Source organism: Lacticaseibacillus sp. 866-1 (genome assembly GCF_016861825.1).
Classification (GTDB): Bacteria; Bacillota; Bacilli; order Lactobacillales; family Lactobacillaceae; genus Lacticaseibacillus.
Window position 1 is genome coordinate 28554 of sequence record NZ_BOLU01000022.1, and the last position, 18013, is coordinate 46566.

An 18013-nucleotide genomic window follows, 5' to 3' on the forward strand; every position below is an offset into this window, starting at 1 on the left:
TGCGTTGCTCTTCGTTTGAGCAACGCATTTTTTATCTGGTGACCCGGACTGCCCAAATCACTGATTGGCTTCCCCGTTCTGCTTGACCAGCCCGTGCTTGAACGCATAAATCGCCGCCTGGGTGCGGTCTTCAACTTCCAGCTTGGCCAGGATGTTTGACACGTGGGTCTTCACCGTTTTAAGCGTAATGAACAGCTCATCGGCAATTTCCTGATTCGACTTGCCCTGCGCGATCAGCATCAGGACCTCGCGTTCGCGGTTGGTTAGCTCATCGGCCAGCTCCGGCGCCTGCTTTTTGGTCAGGCGGTTCATCATCTTGGTGGTGACCTGCGGATCAAGCGCGGAATCCCCGGCCGCGGTCTTACGGATCGCGGCGGCGATTTCCTCCGCGGTGGCGGTTTTCAGGATGTAACTGGCCGCCCCGGCTTCGATGGCCGGATAGACTTTTTCGTCATCGATAAACGAAGTCAGGATGATGATTCGCGCCTCGGGCCAAGCCGCCAGGATCCGCTTGGTCGACTCGATGCCATCCATGTTCGGCATCACCAGGTCCATCAAAATCACGTCAGGCCGCAGCGCCAACGCCTTGTCGAGGCCCTCTTTGCCATCGGCCGCTTCGCCGACAACGGTGATGTCATCTTGCACCCCCAGGTACGTCGACACGCCCAAGCGCACCATTTCGTGGTCATCAACGATCAATACTTTAATCATGTGCTTCTTCCTTTGTTAACGGCACGCGGATCTCGACGCTCGTCCCTTGCTTGGGAAAGCTGATCACCTTCGCGGTGCCACCAATGGCCGCCGCACGCTCCGAGATGTTCGACAGCCCGTAGCTGCCGGTGGTATTTTCTGTTTTGGGATCAAAGCCGACCCCATCATCGACCACGCGCAGCACCACCGTGGCCTCGACCTGTTTCAGGTAAACCTCCAAGTGTTTGGCCTTAGCGTGGCGCAGGGTGTTCGAGAGCAGCTCCTGAACGATGCGAAACAGGTTGTCCTCACTGCCATGGGACAGGTGGATATCCTGCAAGTCCCAGGAAATCGCGATTTTGATTTTGGTCTGCAACTCCTGAAGCAGGCTGATAATGCCGTCTTTCAGGGACTTGCCGGCCAGATTGGTCGGCCGCAGGTGGAGCAGCAACGCCCGCATCTCCGACTGGGCCTCGTTGATCACGCCTTCGATGGTTTCAATCTGCTTGGCCTCTGGCGCGTCTGGGTTATCCCGGTCGACCACGCTGCGCAGCGCCGACAGCATCATCATCGCCGCAAACAACTGCTGCGAAACGGAATCGTGCAACTCGCGGGCCAGGCGGTGGCGCTCCTCGGTGAGGATCTGCTCTTTGGTCTGGCCATCCAGGACCACCGGGGTGTTGGAATACCGCTCGATTTCCTGCTGCAAGCGTATCATTTTTTGCCGCAGGGCTTCAAGCTCCGCCGCCACGTCCTGGCCGAGCGCGGCCTTCGCCTGACTTTGCCTGGCGAGTACCAGTGCGTCGGTTTGGCCGGCGACCAGCTGCGTCAAGCGGCGAGTCAGCTGCCGGTGCTGGTACTGGTCAAACGCCGACTGCAGGGTGGTGGCGATTAGGCCGATCAACACTGCGCCGGTGATCAAGTACGCAGCCAGTGGCATCCCCAGCACTTGCGTCATCAGCAGCGCCAAGAACTGTCCCCCCGCTGCGACACTCACCAGGAACACCAGCCCAAGTTCCAGCGCGGCCGTCGCCAGCGTGACCGTCGCGAAAGTCCAACTTATTTGCTTCAGCCTCATACCGACAGCACCTCCAAATCACCAATCAACACGTTGGTGAGGATGTGCACGCGGCGCTTGGCCGTGTCGTAATCATCGCTGTATTGCCGCACGGTTTGGTTATGCAGGCCACATTCGGCGCCGTCGACCGACAAGGTGCCGGCCAGCGCGGAGTGATCGACCATGACGCCGACACCGACTGGCACTAAGATGCGCGTCTTACCGATGCCTTTGCGGACCACGATTGTGGCATCGCCCTGTGGCACCAAGGTGTTGCCCAAGTCAATAATGGTATCACCAGCCGCCACGGTGATGTTGATGTCATCCCATTCATACGTTGAGCTGCCAATCGTTTCATCACCAAACCAGGGATGGCGCGTGGTGGTGCCGCCCTTGGCAGTCGGCGCCACCACGTGAACGGCCGCGTAGTGTTTCTGCTGCCAAGGCAGCCGTCTGCCATGCTTGCCAGACAAGCCGAACAAGGCGCCGACCAGCCCCACAAACAGAATGACCCAAATCATCGGGTTGATAAAAATACCCACCGCCAGGAGGACGCCGCCAAGCAGCAGCCAGAACGTGCGCCAGAAATGACCCTTGATGCCGATCACCAAGGCAATCAGCCCGCTGGCGACGCCGATCCAACTGGCGGGATTGGTGACGATCTGGTAGCCGAGTACCATGGTCAGTGCGATTTCAATGATCCAAAATAGTTGCCATCGCCGCTTCACGCTGCCGCCTCCTCCGTTTCCTCCAGTATACCCAAAAATCGGCATGGGACCGTCCGCCCAGAGGCCGATTTTGGGAATAAAGCTTGGTTGCACCTAATTGGCCTAAAACCGTCGGTCCTGCGCACCTTGAGTAATCGGGCTCGGAACGGCAACGCCCGAGCGTCTAGCTACGCATACGCCCTCACCGGCAAAAAACGCCGGCAATGACGTATGCTAGGCTAGCCGTCGGGCTAAGTGCGCCGTTCCTCGCACCTTTGTTTAATCGGGCTACGGGTTCGCATCGGGGAAGTGGTTAGCTACGCTCGAGGCCTCGCCGCCAAAGACCAGCGGCAATGCCTCGAGCTAGGCTACCCATTCCCCTAAGTGCGCGAACCCTGCGCACCATACAAAAAAAGTGCGTCACCGCACTTGGTTTGATGATTAAGCTTCGACTTTGACGATTTTAACGTTCATCGCGCCACCCGGCGTTGCGATCGAGACGTTTTCGCCAACTTTCTTGCCAATCAGGGCCTTGGCAATTGGGCTGTCGTTTGAGATTTTGCCATTGAATGCGTCCGCCTCAGCCGCACCGACGATTTCGTAAGTTTCTTCCTCGTCGTCGCCGTCCTCCACAAAGGTGACCTTCTTGCCAAGTGAAACCTCGTCCTGAGGCACTTCGTTGGAGTCGATGATCTCGGCGTAGTGGAGCATGGTCTGAACCTGCACAATGCGGGTCTCGAGCGTCGCCTGTTCGTCCTTGGCGGCGCTGTATTCAGAGTTTTCAGACAAGTCGCCAAAGCCGCGGGCAACCTTGATGCGCTCAACCACCTTGGGGCGCTCGACGGTCTTTAACCGTTCCAGTTCGTCCTCAAGCTTTTTTTTACCTTCTGCGGTCATTGGATATGTTTTATCTGCCATAATTTTTCCTCAATTCTTTTGTCTAAGCTGATAGTAACGGATTTAGCGAATTTGTCAATTCACTCGCTCAGCCCGCGGGCCGCTAAAATCGCCCGGATCTTGGTCGTGAGCAAATCGATGGCGACCATGTTGTGGCCCCCTTCTGGCACCACGATGTCGGCGTAGCGCTTCGTCGGCTCAATAAACTGATGGTACGACGGCTTCACCGTTTTCAGGTACTGGTCGATGATGTCGTCCAAAGACCGCCCGCGCTCGCGCATGTCGCGGCGAATGCGACGGATGACCCGAATGTCGTCATCGGTGTCAACGTAAACCTTGATGTCCATCAGGTTGCGCAGCTCCTCATCGGCGAGGATCAAGATGCCCTCGACGATGATCACGTCTTTTGGTTCCATGTGCACGACCTCGGTCGATCGGTTGTGAATGGTGTAGTCGTACACCGGCCGGTCGATCGCGCGGCCAGCGATAAGCGCCTCGAGCTGGTCATGCAGGAGCGGTGTGTCGAAGGCTAGCGGGTTGTCGTAGTTGATCTTGCGGCGCTCTTCAAACGGCAGGTCGCTTTTCTTATAGTAAGCGTCCTGCGCCAAAAGCAGCAGCGAGTGGCCTGAGAACTGGTTGAAAATGGCGCGAGACACACTGGTTTTGCCGCTGGCGGAGCCGCCGGTGACGCCGATCACGATCGGTTTTTGTTTCATCAGTTAGCCCCCTGACCGTTGTCGGCGGCAAACGCTGCTGTGTTCACATTCTGCTCGGCCAGCGTGTGAGCGTAGCGGATCTCACCCGTCTTCAGGTTGGCCACGAAGTACAAGTACCCGGCGGAACGCTGCAGCGGTGTCAGAACGGCTTTAATGGCCGACTCTGACGGCGAGTTAAATGGTCCCGGCCCGTATCCCTTGTTGCGATACAAGTTATAAGGAGAATCAACGCTCGTGTCCTTGTTCGTCAGGTGGGTCGAATGTTTGTTCAATGCGTACATCACTGCCACGTCTGACTGAAGCGGCATCCCCGCGTCAAGGCGGTTGAAGAAGACGCCGGCAATCTTGCCACGGTCCAAGTCATTGACACCTTCACGCTCAACCAGGCTGGCCAGGGTGAGCACTTCTTGCACACTCAGCTTTTGTTTTTGGATGTTGGCCATGTACGGCGTCAGCACCGCGTTAGTCTTGTTGACCATCTGAGCGATCAGGGCCTGCGCGGATTCATTTTCCGTCACGGTGTAAGTCGCCGGGAACAGGTAGCCCTCGAGTCGGTAGCGCACGCCCTTGGCCTTGCCGGCACTTTCCAGCAGCTGCGGATAGGCTTTTTGCAGGCGCTTGAAGAAAGCCTCATCCTTCAGCGCAGCGATGAAGTTGGCGCGCGTCAGCTTGGGGTCTTTCTTGTGCAGCTTGGCCGCCGCGTCCGCGATGGTCTCCGCGTCCACCCCTTCTTTGACCAGCACCGTGCCGATGCCGGTCGTGCTGCTGCCGCCGCGCAGCGTGTCCAGCATTTCCTGCATGGTATTGGCCTTGGTGAAGCTGTACTGGCCGGCCTCATAGCTGGGCACATTATGGAATTTGACGTAGAACTTAAACACCAGCGCCGACTTGATCAGCCCTTTTTGCTGAAGCTTGGTCCCGATCTCGTCGGTCGACTCGCCGGTTTTGACCGTCACGAGGATTGGTGCCTTCGCCGCTTTATCCGCCGGCTGAAGCGCCGAGTGGACAAAGACCCCGGCCATCAGCACGACCAGCACCAGCACCGTCAGTCCGATCCCGATCACCCAGCGAACCACGTGCCTTGACGCTTGGTCGACTTGGTGGTCGCGCCTGCGTCTCTGATTGGAACTTGGTTGTTGCTCCACGTTTCTCCTCCCATCCCGGCGCAATGTACAAAAAGGCAGCCCAGAAGCGGGCTGCCTCATGCAGCGGATTACGCCCGAAAACCTACGTGAATTATACAAAAGCCCGCCGCAAAATGCGACAGGTTTTCGCCACCACCACGCGATTGTAACCGGGATTTAACGAATGACTGCGCCTAACTCTGACTTCAAGGCGGCCTCGACCCGGTCGTTCGCCTTGGTGACCTCATCGTCAGTCAAGGTCGCATCCTTGCGGCGGTAGGTCAGCGTGTACGCCAGACTCTTCAGCCCTGGTGCCAGCTTCTTGCCGCTGTAGACATCAAACAGGTGCGCATCCTGCAGGAACTTGCCGCCATTTTTGGCGATCACGGCCTGGATCTCCGCATTGGTGATATTCGCGGTGACCTGCACGGCGATGTCGCGGGTGACCGACGGGAACTTCGGTGCCGCAACAGCGGTCATCTCCGTGCGACTAGCCGCCAGCAGCGCATCCAGATTCAACTCGAACACATAGGTCTCGTTGATCTTTTGCGCGCGCTCAAACTGCGGGTGGAGCCGGCCAATCAGCCCAATCACTTCACCATCCAGCACCAGCTTGGCACTTTGCCCTGGGTGCAGCGACGGGTCGTCAACCAGCGCCTGGTACTCGACTGGCCCGGCGAGCCGGTAGTCTGCCAGCAGACTGTCGACAATCCCCTTCACATAGTAAAAATCAACTGGCTTAGCGGCCTGATGCCACCCCGCCTGAATCACATTACCGCTGAGTGCCCCGGCGATGTACTCGACCTCTTGCGGCCGGGTATGCCCGGCACTGCGAGGGAAGATCCGGCCTTGCTCATAAAGGGCCAAGTCGGTTTGCTTGCGGGCGACATTATAAGCCACCGCATCGATCAACCCGGAGACCAGGTTGCACCGCAGCGTCTGGTGGTCTTCGGTCATCGGGAAGGCCACATGGGTCTCCTCACTGTCGTCGATGGCAAAGGCGGCGGCCTTTGCCGGCGTCGTCAGCGCGTAAGAAATGATTTGGGTGAGGCCGAGGCCTTCCAGCAGCTTGCGGCTGCGCTTGCGGCGGGCCTGACTGGCCGTGAACTCGCCGACGGTCATGGTCGTCGTCGGCAGTGTGCTCGGCAGGTTGTCAAAGCCGTACAAGCGCGCCACTTCCTCAATCAGGTCAGCTTCGATGTGAATGTCCCAGCGGCGCGTGGGCACCAGCACGGAGAACAAGCCGTCTGCTTCGGTCACCTCAAAGCCCAGGCGGTCGAACAAGCCCGTCACGGTCTTGGCATCCAGCTGCGTGCCTAAAATGTGGTTGATGCGATCCAGCGAAATGTCCACTTCGACCGGCTCTGGGTCCACATGGCTGGCGCTGATGGTGCCAGTCGCCACTTCCCCGTCGCCGAGCGCGGCCATCAGCCGGGCCGCCTCGTCCAAAGCCTTGTTGATGCTGCCCACATCGATGCCTTTTTCAAAGCGCGACGAGGCTTCAGAGCGCAGGTTGTACCGCAGCGCCGTTTTGCGGATCGGCGTGCCGGCAAACATGGCTGCCTCGATGGTGACGGTGGTTGTTCCTGCGGTGATTTCCGAGTTCAGCCCGCCCATGACCCCGGCCAGCGCGATGGGCTTTTCGCCGTTAGTGATGACGATGTCGTCTGGGGTTAGCTCATGATCATTGCCATCAAGCGTGGTGAGCGGCTCGCCTGGCGTTGCCCGACGGACCAAGATCTGTTTGCTGCCGAGTTTATCGTAGTCAAACGCGTGAAGCGGCTGGCCATAGCCGAGCATGATCAGGTTGGTCACGTCAACGATGTTGCTGATCGGCCGAATGCCCGCGTTCCAAAGGCGGCGCTGCAGCCACAGCGGGCTGTCTTTGATCGTGATATTGTCGACCACGCGCATCTGATAGGAAGGCGCATCCTTTTCATCAGCGACTTTGACGCTCAGGTAGTCGGCCACTGGCTTGCCGGTTTCAACGACCGGCTTGTCCTCGAAGTGCGGCTTGTTGCCGTAAGTGGCGCCGACTTCCCAGGCCACCCCGCGCATGCCCAAAGCATCAGCGCGGTTCGGCGTGATTTCAAAGTCCAGCACGGCATCTTCCATCCCCAGGGCCTTGAGGGCATCGCTGCCGGGTTCAAGCGGCTCGTCAAAGACATAGATGCCGGCATCGTAGGCTTTAGGTGCAATGTCGTTGGAAAAACCGAGCTCCTGCAAGGCGCAGATCATGCCGTCAGATTCAACGCCGCGCATTTTGCCGCGCTTGATCTTGACGTTATCACCGATACGGGCGCCTGGCAGCGCCACAATGACCGTCTGGCCTTCCTCGATGTTTGGCGCACCGCACACGATCTGGCGCGGCTCGTCTTCACCGGTGTCGACCATGGCCACATGCAAATGGTCGGAATCAGGGTGCATTTTCAAGCTGACCACGCGGCCGACCACAACCTTCTTCAGACCGTCAGCCATGCGCGACACCGAATCGACCTCAATGCCGGTACGCGAGACCTTGTCCAGCAGTTCTTCGGGAGTGGCAGGAAAATCGACCAGTTCTTTTAACCAATCATATGAAACCTTCATCGCTTAACCCTCCTCCTTGAACTGTGACAGGAACCGCACGTCCCCTTGGTAAAAGCTGCGGATGTCGTCAATGCCGTATTTCAGCATGGCAAACCGGTCTGGGCCCAGGCCAAACGCAAAACCGCCGTACACGTCGGCGTCCACGCCGGCGTTGGTCAGCACGTTCGGGTGGACCATGCCGGCCCCGAGAACCTCGATCCAGCCGCTGTACTTGCAAATCGCGCAGCCCTTGCCGTTGCAGTGGAAACAGGACACATCGACCTCAACGCTTGGTTCAGTGAACGGGAAGTAACTTGGCCGCAACCGAATCTGCCGGTCCTTGCCGAAGACATGCTGCGCCAGGGCCAGCAGGGTCCCCTTTAAATCAGCCATCGTGATATGTTTATCAATCACCAGGCCTTCGATTTGGTGGAACTGGTGAGAATGAGTCGCATCATCGGTGTCACGGCGGTACACGCGCCCGGGGCTAATCATTTTCAGCGGGCCTTTGCTAAAGTCGTGCACTTCCAGCGTGCGCGCCTGAACTGGGCTGGTCTGGGACCGCATCAGCAGCTGATCATCGATGTAAAAAGTATCCTGCATGTCGCGGGCCGGGTGGTCCTTGGGGATGTTCATCATCTCAAAGTTGTAGTGATCCTCTTCAACTTCAGGGCCGTCAACGACTTGGTAGCCCTGGCCAATGAAGAACTCCTCGATGTCATCCATGATCTGGTCGATGATGTGCGGGGTTCCTTGGACCACCTGGTCGCCAGGCAGCGTGACATCGATGGTCTCCGTCGCCAGCTTGGCCGTCAGTGCGGCCTGTTCAAGGGCCTCCTTGCGGTTTTGCAGATTCTCCTGCAAATCAGCCTTAATCTGGTTGGCAAACGCGCCCACCTTTGGCCGCTCTTCCGGCTGCAGATCCTTCATGCCGCGCAACACTTCTGTGATCGGGCCTTTTTTCCCGAGCAGATTGACGCGGATCTGGTTCAGCGCATCGAGATCTTCGGTTTCCTTGATGCGTTTCTTGTTTTCTTCCCGAAGCTGTTCCAGCTTGGTTTTAAGATCCATGATTGTCCTCCTTTTAGGGCTGAAAAACTGGATTAGTGATGCTTTGAAAGGCGCAGTCGTGCTAAGGCGGGCAACGGGTGAGCATCCAGCTAGGCTCAAAGCCTCGCCGGCAAAAAACGCCGGCAATGCCTTGAGCTAGGCTAGCCGTCGAGCTAAGTGCGCCTCGCTTCGCAGCCTGCACAAAAAAAACGCCCCGCCCCTCTAAAAGGGACGAAGCGTCGCGGTACCACCCTTGTTCACGCCAAATAGGCATGCACTCAACTTCATAACGGCAGGACCGGAGCAGCCTTTCGACTGTCTACTCAAGAAGTGAAAACAGATACTTGAATATATAGGCGGTTCCCAGTCTATGGCCGCCATTCCCTAACTAATTCGCCTATCTGAGCTTCTATCACTGTATTTAAGAGATATATAACTGTCTGGTAGTAGACTATCACAACACCTATGAAAATGCCAAGGGTCAACTTTTTGGCTCATGTTTTCTCTATGTTTTCTCGCCTTGTTCTGAGCCTTACAGCGCCAAGGTATACCACGCCTCACTTTTTCAAGTTTTTGGACAGAGTAAAAATTATTTAATTGGCTTATTTTTGTCGTCGTCATCCTTAAGGTAGTCAGCTAGGGTCTTAGCGGCGTCTACTTCCTGTTCCTGATGGACCTGAGCATATATCCTAAGGGTAATTGTTGGGTCAGCATGCCCTACTAGCTTCTGTACAACTGAGACAGGCACCCCAGCTATAAGTAAGTTAGAGACATATGACTTACGTAGCTTGTGCAGACTAATAGAAGGTGTAAGACCATTATGCTGAATAATCTCTCTCAGCCAATTAGCGGGAACCTTAGAGCGTATTCGTTCGTTAGTCCTTGTGGTAAATAGCAACTGATGGGAAGGCTTGAGATAGTACCCAACGCCTAAATATAAGTGCTGTTCCTCACGCCACCGCTTCAATATCGCTACTGTGCCATCATCAATAGGAACAATACGCCTACTGGTCTTTGTCTTTGGTGGATTAACTGTAGTGCGGCCATTAAGCCCCTGAGATTGAGTCTTATTGACGTTTATAGTTTGCTTGCTTAAGTCCACATCCTCCCACTCTAAGGCTATGCACTCGCCAGAGCGTAGCCCCGCATAAGCTAATATCCGAAAGTATGCCAGCTTCTTTAGGTTTCGGTCAGGATTGAAGCATGCAAAGAATTTATTTAGCTGGTCCTTATCCCAAAACTCAGCATGACTACCGGGCCGGTCTTGTGGGGTTGGCAATATGATATTCTCACACGGCACCTCAGACAGATAGCCCTTCATCTTTGCATATTTCAGCACCCGCTTAGCATGCCTGTAATAGCGCTTATAGAAGGTTGTCTGACCATACCAAGCTTCTACAGCCTTCTGCATATCGTCCTCAGTTATCTCATCTACTAGCATGTCTCCTAGGATGGGTAATATGTGCAGATTGAAACAGTTCAATGTGTTTTGTAGTGAGGAAGTGCGAACAGTAAATTTGTAATGAGTTAGCCAATCCTCATAGACAGCCTTAAATGTTGGAGCCTTAGGTTTTGGCGGCTTAATCGTGATAGAGCCATTAGCTACTTGCTTTTCCAGCTCTCTACCAGCTCTAACCGCCGCTGTCTTTGTCTTATTGCCACCCTTGACTGTATATCGCTTCTTACCCGTTTTAGGGTCCTCGCCTATGTATACCTGAGCTTTCCAGCGGATACCTGAACCTGTCTTGTAACTGCTAATACTTGCCATTGATTTTCCTTCCCACACCGACAGGAAAGAAAGTTAATGCTTCTTACGTTGTTCCACCATAGTCTTAGCAAGGACCTGTAATAGCTCAACTTCTGTAGGTCTTAGGTGTGTTCCTTGCCATTGCAGAGTGGTGTTAGTGTCTGACAATTCAGCTAAGTGTGTTGGTAATGGTCCCTGTTCACTTAGGGGCTTAATACGCTTAAAAGCTAGAGATAGTTTAGTCTCAGCTTCCTTTGTGATACTTCTGATACCATGCTCATAGGAATTTATAGAGCCTACAGATAGCCCTACCTCTGTTGCCAGCTCTCTTTGAGTCAGCCCCCGCGCTATTCGGCCCTCATGTACTTCACGCGCCGTCATACTCATGTGTCTCACCTTCTTTCTAGCCTTGTTGTGAACATCGCAAACAAAATGTTGTTGACATCAGCACACAGAAGAGACTATACTCTGTCTGTAGTTAAATAATAACACTTTGTTTGTTGTCAATCCACACAATTGAGGAAGTGAGAACAATGGCCGAAATAGTCTCTTGGGTAATCACTCATGAAGTTACAATAGTTGTCCTATGTATGGTTGGTCTTATCAGCTTTATAGCTGGTGAAGCTTGCCAGTTCTGTGAAGACGACAAAAAAGCCACTAAGCGCGCCAACGCCTAGTAGCTCCCAGATAAACATCTGTAAGCAACCAACAACACGCCAATGCTGTTAGTCACCTAGCCTTCCCCGGCCGGTGACTATTGTACCATGGTTGCTATGTTTCCTACCAATGCACTGAGTAGGAGTTAAATAAAGTCAGTTGGGCCGCCTACCCGTCGCAAAACTTAGGCCGTCACTCATTACTAGTCATGGTGAGGGCGTGACCTTGGTGGTGACCACCAGCCAGACTAAAAAGGCAAAGGGTCAGGGTGGACCGACTTGGGGGCAATACCTCAGGAACATTCAGCCATACACATTACAGCGGTGTTTACACGGGTTAGACCGCAATGCCCAAAGCTAAATAAATCTCAAACCTATCTGTATGGTCTCTTGGGCAAGTCTGAGAGCGGAAGTGAGTGCCATAGGCCAGTGAGCTTAGCGCCACTAGTCAGATTGGGCTGTGTATGCAATAGGCAAATAGCCTTACAGAGCAGTTTCTTAGCTTTGCTAGGGAAGCTATCAGCAATTTACAACAGCCCAGAGCATTAGTTCTTAATCCTATAGCTTCTTGAGAATCTTCATTCGGCGCTTAAGAACATCTATGTAATCTATAACGTCTTCACTTGGTGAAAAGACTTGTAATGCTTCATCAGCAAGAGCTAGTTCCTTCTTGTATTCCCCCAGCTTGTGATAAATCTTGAAATAACTATTATATAGCCTTACATACAGCATTCCAGCGGCGCGAGCTTGGTCCAATAGCTTAAGGGCTGTGTCATAGTCACCAGTTCTGCTTGCTTTATTGGCCTCTTGAATTACCTTATCTTGCTCCCAATATTCATCATCACTTGTCGAAAGTCGTGTAATGCCTGCAAGTGGTACTCGTGTATTGTCAACAACAGGAACACTTGTACTATCTGATAACTGTATGCCATTGTCTTTAGCCCAGTTCAGTAGAAAATGGTGCACATCCACTAAGTGATATGCAGGTATGGTACGCCCTAAATCATTCTGTGCCTTGTCTTTGCGATATTGGACATTAATTAGCTGTTGGCTCTCCATGAATATCCAGCCAGTCACTGACTTTGCATATCTTGAGGACACGACTTTAGTGCCAAAAGCATCCAGCAATTCTAGTGTCTCCTGAATAACCTGACCAAAGTTATCACCATATACAGCTTTTAACTCTTTTTGGTCTACCGGGGTCTCTAATGTGACACCTCTCAGACCATCAGCAGTTACAGGGTCAAAAGGTTTAGCCGCGTCATGAAAATAATGCTCAGAGTTTTCGTCAACCCAAAGCATAGGTGCTGTGTCAAGCTTGAATGGTGGTGTATCTGGCGCTCTGTCATAGCCATTAAAGCGGTCAGTACCAAATGGAATTTGTCTGTTGGTCAACCTGTAATTGGTTTCGTTGAGAATGCGCGTCATCTCTTCACTCTCAAGCTCAACAGCTTCTTGCTCAGTCAACCCTTTCTTAACAAACCTATTAGCTGTCTTATACTGCTTCTTAATGTCCTCTGCCACATAGGCACTATCATGGAAGGCTTTATAACGGTTTCCCCGTCCCTTACCGACATAGAATATCTCTCCTGTATCTACGATATACCACTCGTATACATAGAAGTCATTGCCACTCTTCCCTGTATTATCGCCAACTGGTGCACTCTTAATCCCGTCCAGCCCAATACTGAACATAGCTTTAAAATCATTATCTTCAGCCATTAAATTTCCCCCTTAAATTTCAGGGTGATTATATCATAGAAGCGCTGTCATTCTGGCACAAAAAAAGGACCCCAGCAATTGAGCCAAGGTCCATAAGGTTAATAGACTGTACGGGTGCCATAAGACTGGCCGCCCATCTTTCCCATAGCTACATAGCGTAAGCCGGAGTATGAGTGATACTGAGCCCAGACTAAGCCACCTTTGATATAGACATGGACATAGAGCACCTGAGCGCCATAGCCAATGTGTCCAGTGATACGGTAATTAGTACCCATACCAGTTCTAACGTTGACAGTATAGCGGGGCTTGAATACACCTCTCTGAGCGTAGTTAGTGACGTAAGAGACAGTTACCGGGGTCTTAACGCCTAATAGCTCTACATCAGACTTATTAGCCCAGCTCATGACACCAGAGAGCAATACTCTATTCCCTGATACTTGCTTAATGGTGTAGGTGTGACCCTTAACAAAGCTAGGCATAGCCTGACCAGTAGCCCACTTCTTAGCTGACAGATTGACCTTAACAGTCATACCAGCCTTAAGTGCTGATTTAGGCGTGCTGTTGGCCTTCTGACCAGCCTTAATTGAGCTGGTAGAAGTCTTAGGCTTAACTACTACCTTGCCTGTAGCAGTCTTATAAGAGCCGTCATAGCCCTTGTGAGTGATACCAGTAAGGTCTACAGAGCCATCTAGGCCAGTAGTGCCATAGTTGTCTGTAAATTGCCACAGAGCTACCCCATCCATGCTAGGAAAGTACCGGAATGGTGCCAGAGTTTGGATACCTCGCATAGGATAGCCAGCTAGCCAAAGACTAGTAGGATAGGCTGAGTTAATCTGATTATAGTAAGTGTGCTCAGCCAGATAGTACTTACCAGAGTATAGGACTGGTGTATAGCCAGCGGCCTTAATCCGGTTCATACCATACAGAATAGCATTGGTATTAGCTTGCTTAGAGCTAGAAGCACCCGCCTCATAGTCCAGCGCTACAATACTACCTTTAGGAGTCTGTACCCTAGGAAGGAACCTGCTCAGAGCCGCATTAGCTAGGCTAGTTGAGCCCCCTACCTGATACCAGATATAGGTATGAGCCCGCTTACCAGCCGCAATAGCTGAAGCTACCTGAGTCCTATAGGTTGGCTGGTCCACATAATATCCGCCATAGGTCCCGCCTACCTGAGCAATGACAAACTGGTCTTTACTAGTGCCATACTTGCCATAGCTTCCTTGATACTTAGACCAGTCAGGACCATAGCTCTGAGTGGAAGCGCTTACATAAGTGCCTACACTAAAGGACAGAGCCATTACAGCGCCTGCTAGTACCGTCAATAGTTTACTTACTGTCTTCATTCTTGCTCCCTTCTGTCGTGGTCGTGGTAGAAGTAGGCTGATAGACTGCATGTAACTGGTCCTTAGAGTCGGCAAAGGCTTTCTCTACTGCATCAGCTACAGTCTGCTCATCAGTCTTGTTAAAGCCTAGCTTCTTAAGGCCACTCACAACGCTCTGGACAGCCTTAGACTTCTTAGCCGCACCATCTAACCCCTTAGTAACTCCAAGGGCCTCAGCCGCCGCTACAGCCGCCTTAGCTAGTGGTCCAATAGTCTGAATCAAAGCCATAGCGTTCTTATTGGCTACAATCTCCTTAGAGACATAAGCGGCAATAATCGGAATCACAGCCACCGCAATACTGACAATCAAATTACTCAGATTGTTCATCATTTTCAACTCCCTTAACGGCCTTAGTCAGTTGAGTCATACGCTTATTCAATTCCTCAATCTGTGAAGTCTGTTCTTCAACCTTGGCCTGTAGTTCTATCACCTGAGCCTTAAGGTCATCACGCTCTGTAGTGATTTTATCCAGCCGCTTAAATAAGTCGTCCGTATGCTCTGCATATACATCTTCATGGTCGTTGTGCTTAATCTGCTCTACAAAAATAGTGCTAACAGCCCCAGCCGCCGCACTAATCGCCGCTATTAGTCCTGTCATCTTGTCCCCCGCCTTTGAGTATTTCTGCTACTTCTGCCCTAATCAGCTCAGGGACTCCATCAATAGTTCTTTCTCCATCCTTAACAGAATCGGCATAAATCTCAGCCAGCGCTGGTAGTTGTGGTCGTGCTTGTGGCATCCGTGTCACCTCCTAAGCTAATATCTGCCAGCTCCATAATGGCCGCTTGAGCCTCCTGAAGTTGGCTCTCTAGGTCAGCAACCTTAGCAGACAGGTCAGGCTGAGTAGTTTCCTGAGTCTGTGCATCAGCTAATGCTTTTTGCTTAGCTGTATCCAAGACTAGCTTGCCATCAGTGTACTTAGTCGCTCCTAGCACAATCGTCTGGACATCAGCCGGGGCTAGGTCCACTGCCTTACTAGTATCAAAGGGTGCTTGCCACTGCCGGCCGTCCCAGAACTCTTGCTGGTAGCCGGTGATGTACCCGTCCGCGTCAGTCTCGAACAGCACCTTGATTTTATCCTTATCCATATCGCACCCCCTATATCGCGACAACTTCAACAAGTGCAGACCCGCCATTGTTTTGTGCCGTGCCCCCAATTTGCTGCGTAGACACGTAAAAGAACTTATCGCCGTTGACTAGCCTGATCTTGTGCTGGTGGCCGGGATGAGCTGTGACGAATGCGCGCGAGATCAACGTGTAGTTGAAAAAGTCATTTAGCGGCGTACCCGCATTAGCCCAGCACAGTAGCCACCCGGAGAAGCAGTCAGTGATTGGAATGGTAGGTGTAATCGTCGTCGTGTTAAGTAGGTATGTGCTCCCGGTCCAAATCACCGTTCCACTGTTGTCTATCTGTGACGCAATCTGAGCATTTATAAACCCAAACAATAATTCGTTGTTGCTGGTATCGTAGCCGGATAAAGCTAATTCACCTTCAGTTAATCCGGCCTCACTGTCCATCAACCCATTAATTAAAACACGGCTGAGTATACCAGATGGACTAATTTCGGTTTGTAGTGACTCCTTCGTTATTTGGTCTACACTGGCATCCACAAGGTAGTTACCATTCTTTATATCGACGGTACCGGAGCCCGTCAGATTGCTTCCGCCAGCCTCAAAATGCAGTGGTACCTTAGAAAACGTGGACTTAATTTCAGAACCAGATATTGATGCCCCTGTGATGTTCCCACCAGTATCAATGCTAAAGGTCCCCGAGGCGTTGCCAAAAGTGGAGCCAGTAATATTTTTGCCGACAATGTTCTCCGCGATTAGGCTTGACTCGATTGCCGTGTCTTGCCAAGCTGTTCCGTCCCAAGTCTTTGCAGATGCGGCTATCGCTTTGCCATTGCTGTCAGTCGTTGCTGGTTTAACCCACACTGCATTTACGGGCAAATTAGTTGTGGAAGGCGGAGTTGCAGACTTGGTGAAGGTTCTAGAGCCAGAGTCACCTTTTGTTCCCTGTGGTCCCTGTGGTCCTTGAGCGCCTTGAGGTCCTTTTGGCCCTTGTACACCTTGTGCGCCGGTTGCACCTGTACTACCTGTTTCCCCTTTTTCACCGATTTTGCCAACGGAATAACCAGTCTCTGTTGTGTTATCGGTGTAAGTCCAGATTGTCCGAGTCCAGATAAATTGACCGGCTGTAGCGATTGGTGGCGTAGACACCCAGCCGCTCGTGGGTGCTGACGTGCCTGATGTGGAGGTTGCATACGTGATAGTAGTCGAACGGATGCTGACACCATCTTTACCAGCAATACCATCCTTACCAGTGTTACCATCTTTAGCATTGTAGCTGACAGTGTAACCAGCTTCACCGGTATTATCCGTATAAACCCAAGTAGTCTGCGTCCACAGATACTGTCCCTTGATTAGTGTTGGAACTTGTGCAGTCCAACCAGTGGTAGGTGCTGTGGTACCAGAAGTGCTCTGCGCATACATAATCTGCGTGGACTTAATGCCGACGCCGTCCTTACCTGCTACACCATCCTTACCGTCAGCACCTTTAATTTGTGACCATTGGTAAGCTGTTGGGTCTAAACTATCGGCTTGTGTGTAATCAGTGTAGGTCCCCATATAGGATTTATTTGCACTTTTCTCAACAGAAAAATCACTAACTACTTCAGCAACTTTAACTACCCCTTGATAAGGGTCCCTGCCAAACGTAGCACTATTGGCTGTATAAGTACCAGCATCAAATGTCTTATATACCCAGTTATCATCTTTCCCAAAACGGACAACAGCCCTTCCCGACAATGTAAAGCTAGTATTTTCATTGGCAACATGCGTCATATTTGCATAGGCAATGTGGAGATATGGTGTTCTACCATCAGCACCAGCTTTACCCGGTGTACCATCATTACCATTTGCACCTTTAATCAACGTCCACTTGTACCTAGTGGGGTCATTAGAATCAGTTACTGTTTGGTCAACGTACATGCCAATGTAGGTAGTAGAAGCACTTGGTGTCTGTGTAAATCCTGCACCTGTGTTTGAACTGCCATAGGCGATATGAGTATATGAACTCTTACCGTCTACGCCTTTTGGTCCTTGAATACCGTCCTTGCCGTTAGCACCTTGCAACCCTTGAAGTCCTTGGTCGCCTTTATCGCCTTTGTCGCCTTTTTCACCGGCTTTAGCAACAGAATAGCCAGTTTCGCTACTCCCATCTGTATAACTCCAGACGGTTCGCGTCCACAAATAGTTGCCAGCATCAACGCTAGGAATAGATGTCGACCATGTGCCTGTTGGTGGTGTCACGCCAGATGTTGACGATTGATAAGTAACTGCTGTTGACTTAATGCCGACGCCATCCTTGCCTTTATTCTGCTTGGCGAGTTCTTGTGCCAGTTTCACCGCAGATGATTTGAGGGCTGCTGAAACCTTATCTGCTTCTATTTTGTAATCGCCTAGTGTAGCAGTGCTTGAACTTGGCAAGGAATAGCAGCGAGAAAGCTCAAGCACTCGTGCTGAAACATACAAATTTCGCTTTTCATCTACCACATGAATCGTATCGCCAATGCTTATGTTGTCCGGAATGAATGCGAAGTCTACTGTATAGTTGGTAACTGGTGCTGCATAATGCTTTAAGTCGCTCAGTGCCGACTGTAATAGGTCTGCTTGCGTAGTAGCTTCATAATCAC

The 18013-nt window shown here is 52.1% G+C and carries 16 protein-coding genes and 1 pseudogene; all 17 read right to left on the reverse strand.

All coding sequences use genetic code 11. The features are described 5' to 3' along the window. Positions 1-57 precede the first annotated feature (57 nt). Positions 58-711, reverse strand: a complete 654-nt coding sequence (locus JUE30_RS07945) for a response regulator transcription factor (RefSeq protein WP_203624393.1) — start codon at positions 709-711, stop codon at positions 58-60. After that, positions 704-1768 carry a sensor histidine kinase gene (locus JUE30_RS07950; protein WP_203624394.1) on the reverse strand — a complete coding sequence of 355 codons (1065 nt, stop codon included), beginning with the start codon at positions 1766-1768 and terminating at the stop codon, positions 704-706. The genes JUE30_RS07945 and JUE30_RS07950 overlap by 8 nt, the downstream gene beginning before the upstream one ends. After that, positions 1765-2475 (reverse strand): cell wall-active antibiotics response protein LiaF, encoded by a 711-nt coding sequence (gene liaF, locus JUE30_RS07955; RefSeq protein WP_203624395.1) that lies wholly within the window; start codon positions 2473-2475, stop codon positions 1765-1767. Before liaF ends, JUE30_RS07950 begins: the two co-directional genes overlap by 4 nt. A gap of 420 nt (positions 2476-2895) precedes the next feature. After that, entirely contained in the window at positions 2896-3372 is a 477-nt protein-coding gene (gene greA / locus JUE30_RS07960; protein ID WP_125756360.1) for a transcription elongation factor GreA, read from the reverse strand. Positions 3373-3431: 59 nt separating this feature from the next. Further along, positions 3432-4070, reverse strand: coding sequence for a uridine kinase (udk, locus tag JUE30_RS07965; RefSeq protein ID WP_203624406.1), 639 nt, complete (start codon positions 4068-4070; stop codon positions 3432-3434). Next, complete coding sequence (mltG, locus tag JUE30_RS07970) at positions 4067-5212, reverse strand: endolytic transglycosylase MltG (RefSeq protein ID WP_239061385.1); 1146 nt, start codon at positions 5210-5212, stop codon at positions 4067-4069. The genes udk and mltG overlap by 4 nt, the downstream gene beginning before the upstream one ends. A 156-nt stretch (positions 5213-5368) precedes the next feature. Next, positions 5369-7780 (reverse strand): phenylalanine--tRNA ligase subunit beta, encoded by a 2412-nt coding sequence (gene pheT, locus JUE30_RS07975; protein WP_203624397.1) that lies wholly within the window; start codon positions 7778-7780, stop codon positions 5369-5371. A gap of 3 nt (positions 7781-7783) precedes the next feature. Continuing rightward, positions 7784-8830: a phenylalanine--tRNA ligase subunit alpha gene (gene pheS, locus JUE30_RS07980; protein WP_203624398.1), complete on the reverse strand. Its 1047-nt coding sequence runs from the start codon at positions 8828-8830 to the stop codon at positions 7784-7786. A gap of 568 nt (positions 8831-9398) precedes the next feature. Then, the gene (locus JUE30_RS07985; protein ID WP_203624399.1) at positions 9399-10577 is read right to left on the reverse strand and encodes a site-specific integrase; all 1179 of its coding nucleotides are present in this window, start codon (positions 10575-10577) and stop codon (positions 9399-9401) included. A 33-nt stretch (positions 10578-10610) separates the two neighbouring features. Beyond that, positions 10611-10943, reverse strand: coding sequence for a helix-turn-helix transcriptional regulator (locus JUE30_RS11380; protein ID WP_203624400.1), 333 nt, complete (start codon positions 10941-10943; stop codon positions 10611-10613). Between the two features lie 827 nt (positions 10944-11770). Continuing rightward, positions 11771-12934, reverse strand: a complete 1164-nt coding sequence (locus JUE30_RS07995; protein WP_203624401.1) for a GIY-YIG nuclease family protein — start codon at positions 12932-12934, stop codon at positions 11771-11773. A gap of 98 nt (positions 12935-13032) precedes the next feature. Continuing rightward, positions 13033-14280, reverse strand: coding sequence for a GH25 family lysozyme (locus JUE30_RS08000; RefSeq protein WP_203624402.1), 1248 nt, complete (start codon positions 14278-14280; stop codon positions 13033-13035). Then, positions 14264-14650: a phage holin gene (locus JUE30_RS08005; RefSeq protein ID WP_374706486.1), complete on the reverse strand. Its 387-nt coding sequence runs from the start codon at positions 14648-14650 to the stop codon at positions 14264-14266. The genes JUE30_RS08000 and JUE30_RS08005 overlap by 17 nt, the downstream gene beginning before the upstream one ends. After that, the gene (locus JUE30_RS08010) at positions 14631-14918 is read right to left on the reverse strand and encodes a hypothetical protein (protein ID WP_203624403.1); all 288 of its coding nucleotides are present in this window, start codon (positions 14916-14918) and stop codon (positions 14631-14633) included. Before JUE30_RS08010 ends, JUE30_RS08005 begins: the two co-directional genes overlap by 20 nt. After that, positions 14893-15057 (reverse strand): CD1375 family protein, encoded by a 165-nt coding sequence (locus JUE30_RS11385; RefSeq protein WP_374706487.1) that lies wholly within the window; start codon positions 15055-15057, stop codon positions 14893-14895. Before JUE30_RS11385 ends, JUE30_RS08010 begins: the two co-directional genes overlap by 26 nt. Beyond that, entirely contained in the window at positions 15020-15406 is a 387-nt protein-coding gene (locus JUE30_RS08015) for a phage infection protein (RefSeq protein ID WP_239061386.1), read from the reverse strand. Before JUE30_RS08015 ends, JUE30_RS11385 begins: the two co-directional genes overlap by 38 nt. 10 nt (positions 15407-15416) lie before the next feature. Further along, positions 15417-18013, reverse strand: a pseudogene (locus JUE30_RS08020) (phage tail protein); the annotation flags it as partial.

Bases quoted from the DNA above. Each gene is read 5' to 3' on its own strand.
- pheS (WP_203624398.1), bottom strand. From the start codon at position 8,830: ATGGATCTTAAAACCAAGCTGGAACAGCTTCGGGAAGAAAACAAGAAA.
- JUE30_RS11385 (WP_374706487.1), bottom strand. From the start codon at position 15,057: ATGCCACAAGCACGACCACAACTACCAGCGCTGGCTGAGATTTATGCC.
- pheT (WP_203624397.1), bottom strand. From the start codon at position 7,780: ATGAAGGTTTCATATGATTGGTTAAAAGAACTGGTCGATTTTCCTGCC.
- greA (WP_125756360.1), bottom strand. From the start codon at position 3,372: ATGGCAGATAAAACATATCCAATGACCGCAGAAGGTAAAAAAAAGCTT.
- JUE30_RS07995 (WP_203624401.1), bottom strand. From the start codon at position 12,934: ATGGCTGAAGATAATGATTTTAAAGCTATGTTCAGTATTGGGCTGGAC.
- JUE30_RS07950 (WP_203624394.1), bottom strand. From the start codon at position 1,768: ATGAGGCTGAAGCAAATAAGTTGGACTTTCGCGACGGTCACGCTGGCG.
- JUE30_RS07945 (WP_203624393.1), bottom strand. From the start codon at position 711: ATGATTAAAGTATTGATCGTTGATGACCACGAAATGGTGCGCTTGGGC.
- JUE30_RS08000 (WP_203624402.1), bottom strand. From the start codon at position 14,280: ATGAAGACAGTAAGTAAACTATTGACGGTACTAGCAGGCGCTGTAATG.
- JUE30_RS08005 (WP_374706486.1), bottom strand. From the start codon at position 14,650: ATGATGAACAATCTGAGTAATTTGATTGTCAGTATTGCGGTGGCTGTG.
- JUE30_RS11380 (WP_203624400.1), bottom strand. From the start codon at position 10,943: ATGAGTATGACGGCGCGTGAAGTACATGAGGGCCGAATAGCGCGGGGG.
- JUE30_RS08015 (WP_239061386.1), bottom strand. From the start codon at position 15,406: ATGGATAAGGATAAAATCAAGGTGCTGTTCGAGACTGACGCGGACGGG.
- JUE30_RS07985 (WP_203624399.1), bottom strand. From the start codon at position 10,577: ATGGCAAGTATTAGCAGTTACAAGACAGGTTCAGGTATCCGCTGGAAA.
- JUE30_RS08010 (WP_203624403.1), bottom strand. From the start codon at position 14,918: ATGACAGGACTAATAGCGGCGATTAGTGCGGCGGCTGGGGCTGTTAGC.